We start from the raw sequence: 6627 nt of genomic DNA, 5'->3' as shown, positions 1-6627 counted from the left end.
CTCTCCTGGCCTATGGACTTGTGGATAAGCCATTCTGAGAGTAAGGTGAATGAACTAACAAACCGGGAATAGCTCTTATTTTTCCTGAATTTTGTTCCAGATCCCCGGACCTAGCTAACCAAGCAAAGCGGCTATTGCATCTTAAATGCTGATGATGAGTTAGTCTACGCCATGAAACAAAATTTAAGATGTAACATTGCTTTATTCGCTTTAACCGAGACCCCGCGTATTCAAGCGCACTGGAGTGCTGGCGGCCTAGTTTCTTATCTAGAAAATGATTTTATCGTGGTGCAAAGAGGAAATGATAAAAATTACCTCGCGCAAGTGTCGCATATCCCTATCGCCTTTAAAGGTAGTGCGAGTTGTATGATCAAAAATATCTTACCTGCTGTTTTAGCAGGCGTCATTAGTAATATCTCATTCACCGATATTGAATCGGCTCTTTATGATTTTTTACCTACGGCCGAGAATTTACCGGGCAGAAGAATATTTTCAATTTCCCCCATTTCCAAGTGATGCTCGATTACGCCCATAATGAAGGCGCTTATATTGAACTTAAAAAGTATTTAAGCACAGTAAAGAAAGCCAGAAAAATTGGAGTAATCAGTGTTGCCGGTGATCGCAGGATTATCGATATGCAAAGAATTGGTTTTTACGCTGCGGAAATCTTTGATGAAATTATTATTAAACATGATAAAAATAGCCGGGGAAATACGAATGAAAATATTACCCAAGCGCTTAAAGAAGGAATTTTAAGCTCAAAATGCCATCCTCGGGTGGAGGTTATTTCTGATGAATTTACCGCCGTAAAACAAGCCTTAGAAAAAGCTACCCCGGATAGCTTTATTTTTTATTCCCCCGAAAAAGTATTTAAAGCGATTGAGTTTATAAAAAACCAGCAAGAAGCTTATAAACAAAATCATTTAATTCCTGAGAGCACTTCATTATGACCCCCAAGGGAAAACTATTAATTATTGGCGGAGCCGAAGATAAGGTCGGCGAACCGCCAGACATCATAGAGCAAACTAAGGAGTTTACTCGTTACGAAATTTTAAGAGAGTTACTACCCCATTCCAGCAATAAGAAAATTGAAATTATTACTACCGGCTCAGAGGTGCAAGATGAGGTAAAAAAAACCTATCAAAAAGTATTCAATGAGTTAGGATATGAGAATGTGGATTTCATTCCGATAAAAGAGCGCCCGGAAACCAATAAGCAAGAATATTTAGATCGCGCCCAAGAAGCAGGAGTCGTTTTTTTTACTGGAGGGGATCAATTCCGTCTATCTACTATCCTCGGTGGGACTCCTTTTTTTGATATTATTCGCGCCCGCTATTTTAAAGATCATGAATTTGTGGTGGCGGGCACCAGTGCCGGTGCCATGGTAATGTCTTCAGTAATGATTATGGCAGGAGGGCTTACTGAGGCGCTTATTTATCGTAATTTAAGTACCTGCTCCGGCTTAGGTTTATTGCCTTCTTGCATTATTGATACCCATTTTATAAAACGCGGCCGTTTTGGCCGTCTAGCACACGCCATTATTATGAATCCAGAGCAATTGGGCATTGGATTAGGCGAGGATACTGCTTTAATTATAAAAAATGGCTCACAAGCAGAATGCCGTGGCTCAGGCATGGTAGTGATTATTGATGGTCGTAATATCAATCAAACCAACATTACTAATGTCAAAGAGGGGGAGGCCGTTTTTGTAGAAAACTTGAAAGTTCATTTATTAATTAAGGGCTGTCATTTTTCAATTGATAAACGCGAATTAGCTAACCCAGCCATTCCTTAAATTATTATTGGTGACTATATGAAAAAAATTGCAATTGCTGTTCACGGAGGAGCGGGAAATGCCACCCCCTTTATCAGAAAATACCTCAAAGAACATGAGCAAGGTTTAGCCGAAGCCACAGAGGCTGCTTATAAAATTTTAAATAAAAACGGTAGTGCCCTCGATGCAGTAGAAACTGCAGTAAAAATTTTGGAAGACAATCCTTATTTTAATGCCGGACGAGGCTCGGCCTTAAATTGTGCTGGGGAGGTGGAAATGGATGCATCCATTATGGATGGCAAAACATTAAAAGCCGGCGCAGTTTCTATGGTGCGCAGTGTTAAAAACCCTATCGCTTTAGCACGCGTTATTATGCATAAAACGAGGCATGTTTTTTTATCGGGTTATGGTGCTCTTGCTATTGCGCAAAATGAAAAAATAGATTTAGAGCCTGACTCCTATTTCATTACTGAGTACCAACAAAAGGAGTTTCAAAAATATTCAAAACGTGAAACTGTACAACACATTATGGAAAAGAAGATCTACGGCACCGTCGGAGCTGTTGCCCTAGACAAGAAAGGTAATCTTGCCTCTGCCACCTCCACCGGCGGTACTAGCAATTGTTTACCAGGCCGTATTGGAGATAGCTGTGTTATTGGTGGTGGTTGCTATGCCAATAACAATACCTGCGCTGTTTCAGGAACGGGAGAAGGAGAATATTTAATTCGGGGTGTAGTAGCCCATACGATTGCCATGATGGTGGAATTTAATATGCCCCTCCAAGAAGCTTGCGAACACGTCATTCACCAACGCAATGGCCATCATAAAGGGCATATTGGGGTGATTTCGGTGAATAGAACTGGTGATATTGGAATGTCCTTTAATACCAAACAAATGAAAAGGGCGTGGATGACTTCTGAGGATGAATTACAGATAAGAATTTTAAAATAAACTAATAAATCAGCAATAGGTCCCTTAAAGATGAGTAAACTTAACAAACTGTCAGCGCGCTAAATGAGGTGAAGCAAACCAAAACAGCATGTCAACAATTGCTTCACCCAATTTCTTAGTAATAGCTTTAGGCACTAGGGAGGCTCATTGCCCAAACCCATACTATTTCGCGATAAAGAAAATCCTATTCACTGAGGAAAAGACCCAGCAATTCTTAACTATTGACTATCACCCCGCCATTAGGATGTAAGACTTGCCCCGTCATATAAGAGGAGTCTGAAGAAGCCAAAAATACATAAGCCGGTGCAACTTCAACCGGTTGCCCCGGTCTTTTCATCGGGGTATTTTTGCCAAACTCATCAATTTCTTGCTCGGAAAAGCTTGCTGGAATCAAGGGCGTCCATATCGGCCCAGGCGCAACCGCATTTACCCGAATCCCTTTAGTTATGAGGTTTTGGGACAGCGAACGAGTTAAGGCGATAATAGCGCCTTTCGTGCAGGAATAATCAATTAAATGGGCGCTGCCTTTATAAGCAGTTACTGAGGTAGTATTAATAATCACCGCACCTTCGCTAAAATGAGGTAGACAGGCTTTTATCATATAAAAATAAGAAAAAAAGTTAGTTTTAAAAGTCTCTTCCATCTGTTCGCATGAGATATCTTCCATTCTCTCTTTTGGATGCTGTTCTGCAATATTATTAATTAAAATATCAAGCTTTCCACACTGTTTTAAAACTTGATTGACTAGGCGTTCACAAGCAGAATAGTCTTGCAAATTAGCTGAGAACAACCAACATTTACGACCAAGGTGCTCAACTATTTGCTTAGTTTTAGCAGCATCTTCTTCCTCATTTAAATAATGAATTGCAACATCGGCCCCTTCTTGGGCATAGGCGCATGCGATAGCTCTGCCAATACCACTATCCCCACCGGTGATTAAGGCGGTTTTATTTTTTAATTTATCGCCACCTTTGGCCTGGTCATTAAAATAAATAGGCTGAGGATCCATTTTAGCCTCAATACCTGGCTGTGTATTTTGCGTATCTGCCATGATGATTTAATCCTAAAAAAAAATCCGCCTGGAGGCGGATTATCGAGTTAGAGATTACTGTAATGATTTTGAATTGAGTCTCTCCATTGCTGGTTTGACATATCTGGCCAATGATCTTTATCAAAACCAGGGGAGTTTTTTAATTGATCTTTGTTAAGAGGAATTTTGAAGCAATCTTCATTATTATCATAAGAAAAAATGCTCCAGGGTAAAGCAAAAAGTTTATCACCCATGCCTAAAAAACCACCATAAGATAAAACCACATAGGCCACTTTGCCTGTTAATTTATCAAGCATTAAGGCCTCCACTTCACCGAGGTTTTCGTCTTGATTATTTTTAACATCCACTCCAATTACATTATCAGCATTTACAATGGCGCTAGTCATCATACTCTCCTTGTTAAAATGAAAAAAAAAAGAAGAAAGCTTAGAGAATCTCTACCTCATCAGCTTGCATTCCTTTTTTACCATTAATCGCGGTAAAGGCTACCCTTCCCCCTTTGGGCAAGGTTTTAAACCCTTCGCACTTAATATTGCTAAAATGGACAAAATAATCTTTACCTTCATATTGAATGAAACCAAAGCCTTTATCGTCTTTAAACCATTTTACCGTACCATTTAATCGTTCTGACATTTTAATATCCCCAATCAATCCCTTCTTTGAGAAGCTTCAAAAGTATAGTGAATAAAAAACTGCGGCGATATTCATAAAAACCTTTTAAATTTGGGGCAAACACGAAGGCAAGGCTAACTTAACAAAGGACATTCAGTATTCATCAAAATGCCCTAGCAAAGAAAAACAATATAGAAAAAATTACTCATTATGATGTAAAATTTGACTTAATTGCTGCACATGAGTACTTATTTGTTGGAGGGTGTCCGTAAACTCACTCGGATCCCTAGTGGATTGTAGATTTAGCTTATCTAAACTTGTGTTTACTTCAAATTGAATTTGGCTTATTAAATTTAAGAGCTTTGTAGCGAGTTCCTTATTATGTTTCTCTTCTTCTAAATTTGTATTCATCATTGGTTATATTCTTATTTATTTCCTCTAGGGCTTGGCCTCTAGAGGATTATTATTATAAATTCACTACTTCTTATGTGAATTTTCCCCACCTTTACGTCTATCGGCGTTGGTTAAATTGCTGCCCCGTCCACTTTTTTGGCTCGCTTGAGCCCCAGTTTTTTTCTCAGTGCTCTCATTATTTGATCCATGACCACCCGCGGCATTTTTCATTATAAATTTCCTTATAATATGTGCGTCATTGCCTTTTAATTTTAGGAGCTCGAGCGAGAGATTCTATTAAGGATTACCTCGAATAATAATTATTAATAACAAGCAATATACTAGAACCCCTCCTTTAAAAAAAGTTGATGATATTTCATTATTTGTAATAAGGCATAATGGCTGGCTTTTAAGGTCCGTTTTGCAGGACTACCATCAAAGTGCATCGTTTCACTGTAGATAGTAATTTTTTGCTGATGTTTAAAACCCCAAGCAAAACACACTGTCCCCGGAGGTATATTATCCATTTCTTCTTGGCCAACAATCCCTGTTGTTGCAATAGTTAAATTAATTTCTTCGTGCTGGAATGCTCCATAGGCCATTTCTCTGGCTACTTCTTCACTGGTTAAAGTAAATTGATTGATGGTTTTTTTATTAACTCCCAGCTGCTTTATCTTAGCTTGCTCCTGATACACCAGGTAACCAATATATAAACAATCACCACAATTGCCTTCTTTAGCTAAAGTCGCAATAATCTCTCCAGCAGTACAGGATTCCGCTGTAGCAAGTACTAGCTTTTCCTGGGTCAAATAGTTTATAAGGTTATACCACTTTTTCATAATTGCTCGCATTTACTAGAAGAAACCCTAGCTTTTAGTTTAACTTAAAAACCATAACTAATAGTCCAACTTAAGGCAATCCTTAATAGAGAATGTAGGGGACTTTCCTAAAATTAAGGGTGTAATGGACTCTTAAACGAAGGAACAATCATGAAAAAATTAACTGTAATTTTACTAGGACTCACCTCCGCTACAGTAGCATATGCAGCCGGAGTATCAGGAGGAGCGAGCGGTGCGGGTAGCGCTGGAGCTAATACCGGAACAAACGCCACTTCCGGAGTTAATTCAGGCGCAAGCACCAGCACTGGAGTCAACTCAAGCACGGGCGTCAATACTAACACTGGTGTGAACTCTGGTACGGGCGTCAATACCAACACTGGGGTGAACTCGGGGACAGGGGTCAATACCAACACTGGAGTGAACTCGGGTACAGGGGTTAATACCAACCCTGGAGTGAACTCGGGTACAGGGGTTAATACCAATCCGGGGGTGAACTCGGGTACAGGGGTTAATACTAATCCTGGCGTGAACTCTGGTACTGGGATAAACAGCAATTCCGGAGTAAACTCTGATGAACCCAGCAATACCGGAACTGGCACTAGCAACGATACCGATCTAAATACCAACTCCAATAATAAGCTAGACAGTAACACTAATATGAATGATTAGCGCTTTTACAAAATGCGTTGAACGAAACAGCTCCTCGATTCAACCATTGCGTCAACCTAAATATATCAATCCAACATTGCGAGCCCAATGAGACAATACAGTTCAGTGCTTTGCTTTGAACTATTCTCAGATGATAAGCGTTCGCAAGGAGGACCACTTTTTAGGTTGGCGCTCTTATGTTCAGCCCTTCTTTGCAAGAGGCAGTTTTCGCTTACTCTCTCATGTTACGCACATAAACTTGTAGTTTGACTAAAAAGCATTAGAATTCCGCCCTTAATTTTAGGGAGGGAATTAAATGGATATGCTTGATCTTTATAGTGATTATTTGATTTTCCAAA

At 39.6% G+C, this 6627-nt stretch carries 11 protein-coding genes; 5 read left to right on the top strand and 6 right to left on the bottom strand.

The window, feature by feature from the left end; genetic code table 11:
• Positions 1-171 precede the first annotated feature (171 nt).
• From ELY15_RS12515 to ELY15_RS12500, 4 genes are read left to right on the top strand one after another with little or no spacing between them, the layout of a single operon-like run.
• Positions 172-516 (top strand): hypothetical protein, encoded by a 345-nt coding sequence (locus ELY15_RS12515; protein ID WP_127100539.1) that lies wholly within the window; start codon positions 172-174, stop codon positions 514-516.
• Positions 516-950 (top strand): glutamate ligase domain-containing protein, encoded by a 435-nt coding sequence (locus ELY15_RS12510; RefSeq protein WP_158617482.1) that lies wholly within the window; start codon positions 516-518, stop codon positions 948-950. Before ELY15_RS12515 ends, ELY15_RS12510 begins: the two co-directional genes overlap by 1 nt.
• Entirely contained in the window at positions 947-1795 is an 849-nt protein-coding gene (locus ELY15_RS12505) for a cyanophycinase (protein WP_127100535.1), read from the top strand. Before ELY15_RS12510 ends, ELY15_RS12505 begins: the two co-directional genes overlap by 4 nt.
• Positions 1796-1813: 18 nt before the next feature.
• Positions 1814-2725, top strand: coding sequence for an isoaspartyl peptidase/L-asparaginase family protein (locus tag ELY15_RS12500; RefSeq protein WP_127100533.1), 912 nt, complete (start codon positions 1814-1816; stop codon positions 2723-2725).
• A gap of 214 nt (positions 2726-2939) precedes the next feature.
• Here the strand turns inward: ELY15_RS12500 and ELY15_RS12495 are convergent, their stop codons facing one another.
• From ELY15_RS12495 to ELY15_RS12475, 6 genes are all read right to left on the bottom strand, one after another.
• Complete coding sequence (locus ELY15_RS12495; RefSeq protein WP_127100531.1) at positions 2940-3776, bottom strand: SDR family oxidoreductase; 837 nt, start codon at positions 3774-3776, stop codon at positions 2940-2942.
• Between the two features lie 47 nt (positions 3777-3823).
• Entirely contained in the window at positions 3824-4165 is a 342-nt protein-coding gene (locus ELY15_RS12490; protein WP_233586719.1) for a PRC-barrel domain-containing protein, read from the bottom strand.
• Between the two features lie 37 nt (positions 4166-4202).
• Positions 4203-4409 carry a cold-shock protein gene (locus tag ELY15_RS12485; protein ID WP_127100527.1) on the bottom strand — a complete coding sequence of 69 codons (207 nt, stop codon included), beginning with the start codon at positions 4407-4409 and terminating at the stop codon, positions 4203-4205.
• A 180-nt stretch (positions 4410-4589) separates the two neighbouring features.
• Positions 4590-4802 carry a hypothetical protein gene (locus tag ELY15_RS12480; protein WP_127100525.1) on the bottom strand — a complete coding sequence of 71 codons (213 nt, stop codon included), beginning with the start codon at positions 4800-4802 and terminating at the stop codon, positions 4590-4592.
• Positions 4803-4865: 63 nt separating this feature from the next.
• Positions 4866-5012 (bottom strand): hypothetical protein, encoded by a 147-nt coding sequence (locus ELY15_RS16215; protein WP_158617481.1) that lies wholly within the window; start codon positions 5010-5012, stop codon positions 4866-4868.
• A gap of 110 nt (positions 5013-5122) precedes the next feature.
• Positions 5123-5620, bottom strand: coding sequence for a CinA family protein (locus ELY15_RS12475; protein ID WP_127100523.1), 498 nt, complete (start codon positions 5618-5620; stop codon positions 5123-5125).
• 150 nt (positions 5621-5770) lie between these two features.
• Between ELY15_RS12475 and ELY15_RS16210 the strand changes: the two genes are divergently transcribed.
• Positions 5771-6289: a hypothetical protein gene (locus ELY15_RS16210; protein ID WP_158617480.1), complete on the top strand. Its 519-nt coding sequence runs from the start codon at positions 5771-5773 to the stop codon at positions 6287-6289.
• Positions 6290-6627: the final 338 nt, after the last annotated feature.

It is taken from the genome of Legionella sp. km772, assembly GCF_003989735.1.
Taxonomy (GTDB): Bacteria; Pseudomonadota; Gammaproteobacteria; order Legionellales; family Legionellaceae; genus Legionella.
The sequence above is the reverse complement of the archived record's forward strand: the minus strand, read 5'-3'. Positions and strand labels throughout refer to the sequence as shown.